We start from the raw sequence: 3,567 nt of genomic DNA on the forward strand, positions 1-3,567 counted from the left end.
CCAACGCCCCGCACCCCAACAAGGGGTGACCCGCGGAACATCTACACGGCCTGGGCAGTGCTGTTACCCGCAAGTAGCATAGGATCCAAGCAAGCGTGCCCGCAGAGCCACCGCACCCTGGAGGAGAGCCATCGTGCCTCGTACCGTCAGGGACGTCGTCTTCGTCGACGGCGTCCGCACCCCGTTCGGCAAGGCGGGCCCGAAAGGCATCTACCACGAGACCCGGGCCGACGACCTCGTCGTGAAGGCCATCCGGGAGCTGCTGCGGCGCAACCCGGACCTCGACCCCGCGAAGATCGACGAGGTCGCCATCGCCGCGACCACGCAGATCGGTGACCAGGGCCTGACCATCGGCCGTACCGCCGGGATCCTCGCCGGGCTGCCGCAGTCCGTTCCCGGCTACTCGATCGACCGCATGTGCGCCGGCGCCATGACCGCCGTGACCACCACCGCCGGTTCCATCGCCTTCGGCGCGTACGACGTCGTCGTCGCCGGCGGTGTCGAGCACATGGGCCGCCACCCGATGGGCGAGGGCGTCGACCCGAACCCGCGGTTCGTGTCGGAGAAGCTCGTCGACGAGTCCGCCCTGTTCATGGGCATGACCGCGGAGAACCTGCACGACCGGTTCCCGCACATCACCAAGCAGCGCGCCGACGAGTACGCCGTGCGCTCGCAGGAGAAGGCCGCGAAGGCGTACGCGAACGGCAAGATCCAGCAGGACCTCGTACCGATCTCCGTACGCCGCACCAGCCCCGAGGGCGGCGAGACCGGCTGGGGTCTGGCCACCGAGGACGAGCCGATGCGCCCCGGCACCACGCTGGAGTCGCTGGCCGGGCTCAAGACGCCGTTCCGCCCGCACGGCCGGGTCACGGCCGGCAACGCGGCGGGGCTGAACGACGGCGCCACCGCCTCGCTCATCGCCTCCGAGGAGTTCGCGCGAGAGGCCGGGCTGCCGGTAAAGATGCGCCTCGTGAGCTACGCGTACGTGGGTGTCGAGCCGGAGGTCATGGGCTTCGGCCCGATCCCCTCGACCGAGAAGGCGCTGGCCAAGGCCGGTCTGTCGATCGAGGACATCGGCCTGTTCGAGATCAACGAGGCTTTCGCCGTACAGGTGCTGGCCTTCCTCGACCACTACGGCATCGCCGACGACGACCCGCGCGTCAACCAGTACGGCGGCGCCATCGCCTACGGCCACCCCCTCGCGTCCTCCGGCGTACGGCTGATGACACAGCTGGCCCGGCAGTTCGAGGAGCAGCCGCAGGTCCGCTACGGCATCACCACCATGTGCGTCGGCTTCGGCATGGGCGCGACGGTCGTCTGGGAGAACCCGCACTTCGACGGAGGAAACAAGTGAGCACCGCTGAACTCCTGAAGGGCGCGGCCGAGCTGTTCCCGGACGAGGTCGTCACCGAGGCGCACGTACGGCACCTCGAACTCCCCGGCGGCGTGGGCACGTTCGCCCTCATCACGCTGGACAACGGACTGGACCACACGAAGCCGACGACGTTCGGCCCGCAGTCGCTGGCCAACGTCGACGCGGCGATCACCCAGGTCGAGGCGGAGGCCGCCGAGGGGAAGATCGTCGGTGTCGGGGTGACCGGCAAGCCGTTCATCTTCGCCGTCGGCGCCGACCTCAAGGGTGTCGAGCTGCTGAAGCGGCACGAGGACGCGCTGGCCATCGGCAAGGGCGGCCACGACGTCTTCAAGCGGCTCGCGGGCATCGCGGTGCCGACGTTCGCGTACTACAACGGCGCCGCGATGGGCGGTGGCGTCGAGATCGGGCTCCACTGCTCGTACCGCACCGTCTCCGCCGCGCTGCCGGCCTTCTCGCTGCCCGAGGTCTTCCTCGGTCTCGTCCCCGGCTGGGGCGGCTGCACGCTGCTGCCGAACCTGATCGGCGCCGACCGCGCGGTCACGGTGATCATCGAGAACTCGCTCAACCAGAACAAGCAGCTCAAGGGCGCGCAGGTCTACGAACTGGGCATCGCCGACGCCCTGTTCGAGGGCGCGGACTTCCTGGAGCAGTCGCTGCTGTGGACCGCGTCCGTGCTGAGCGGTGAGCTGACCGTCGAGCGTCCGGAGATCGACCGGGGCGAGGCGTGGGACCAGGCCGTCGAGCGCGGCCGGTTCGTCGCCGACTCCAAGGTGCACGGCGCGGCCCCCGCCGCGTACCGCGCGCTGGACATCATCGCCGCTGTGAAGGACGGTGACCTCCAGGCCGGTTACGACGCCGAGGACACCGCGCTCGCCGACCTGATCATGGGCGGTGAACTGCGGTCCGGGATCTACGCGTTCAACCTCGTCCAGCGGCGCGCCAAGCGCCCGGCGGGCGCGCCCGACAAGGCGCTCGCGCGTCCCGTCACCAAGGTCGGTGTCGTCGGGGCCGGTCTGATGGCCTCGCAGTTGGCGCTGCTGTTCCTGCGCCGGCTCGAAGTCCCCGTCGTGCTCACGGACATCGACCAGGAGCGGATCGACAAGGGTGTGGGCTACGTCCACGCCGAGATCGACAAGCTGCTCGGCAAGGGCCGGATCAACCAGGACAAGGCCAACCGCTACAAGGGTCTGGTCACCGGAGTCCTGGACAAGGCGGACGGGTTCGCCGACGCGGACTTCGTCATCGAGGCCGTCTTCGAGGAGATGGGCGTCAAGCAGAAGGTGTTCGCGGAGGTCGAGGCGGTCGCCCCGGCGCACGCGATCCTCGCCACGAACACGTCGTCGCTGTCGGTCTCCGAGATGGCGTCGAAGCTGAAGAACCCGGAGCGGGTCGTCGGCTTCCACTTCTTCAACCCGGTGGCGATCCTGCCCCTGTTGGAGATCGTGCGCGGCGAGAAGACGGACGACGCGTCGCTGGCGACGGCGTTCGGTGTCGCGAAGAAGCTCAGGAAGAGCGCGGTGCTGGTGAAGGACGCCCCGGCGTTCGTCGTCAACCGCATCCTCACCCGCTTCATGGGCGAGATCCAGAACGTCATCGACGAGGGCACCCCGGTCGACGTGGCGGAGCGCGCCGTCGAGCCGCTGGGTCTGCCGATGTCGCCGCTGGTCCTGCTGGAGCTGGTCGGTCCCGCGATCGGTCTGCATGTCTCCGAGACCCTCAACCGGGCGTTCCCGGACCGCTTCACGGTCTCGCAGAACCTGGCGGCCGTGGTGAAGGCGGGCAAGCGGGGCTTCTACGTGTACGACTCCGGAAAGCCGGAGCTGGACCCGGAGGTCGCGGCGCTGCTCAAGCAGGGCGACACGGCGCTGACCGAGGAGCAGACGCGGGCACGGGTGCTGGACGCGGTGGCGCAGGAGATCGGTCTGATGCTGGCCGAGGGCGTCGTCGCCGAGGCCCAGGACATCGACCTGTGCCTGCTGACGGGCGCGGGCTGGCCGTTCCACCTGGGGGGCATCACGCCGTACCTGGACCGTGAGGGCGTCTCGCAGCGGGTGAACGGCAAGCGGTTCCTGGAGCCGGGTGTGGCGAGCGTGCCGGCGTAACGAACGAAGCGAGTGGAGGCGGGGCCGGGCGGAACTTTTCCGCGCGGCCCCGTCTGCTGTGTGCGGGGTCGCCTGCGGCGGGCTGGGTGG

The 3,567-nt window shown here is 69.6% G+C and carries 2 protein-coding genes; both read left to right on the plus strand.

Translation table 11 applies throughout. From position 1 onward, the window contains the following. The first annotated feature begins 133 nt into the window (after positions 1-133). Positions 134-1,354, plus strand: coding sequence for a thiolase family protein (locus tag BHU15_RS35730; RefSeq protein WP_023537919.1), 1,221 nt, complete (start codon positions 134-136; stop codon positions 1,352-1,354). Continuing rightward, a complete protein-coding gene (locus tag BHU15_RS35735; protein ID WP_069630908.1) occupies positions 1,351-3,477 on the plus strand; it encodes a 3-hydroxyacyl-CoA dehydrogenase NAD-binding domain-containing protein in 2,127 nt (708 codons plus the stop codon). The genes BHU15_RS35730 and BHU15_RS35735 overlap by 4 nt, the downstream gene beginning before the upstream one ends. Positions 3,478-3,567 lie beyond the last annotated feature (90 nt).

The organism is Streptomyces niveus, assembly GCF_001723055.1.
Classification (GTDB): Bacteria; Actinomycetota; Actinomycetes; order Streptomycetales; family Streptomycetaceae; genus Streptomyces; species Streptomyces niveus.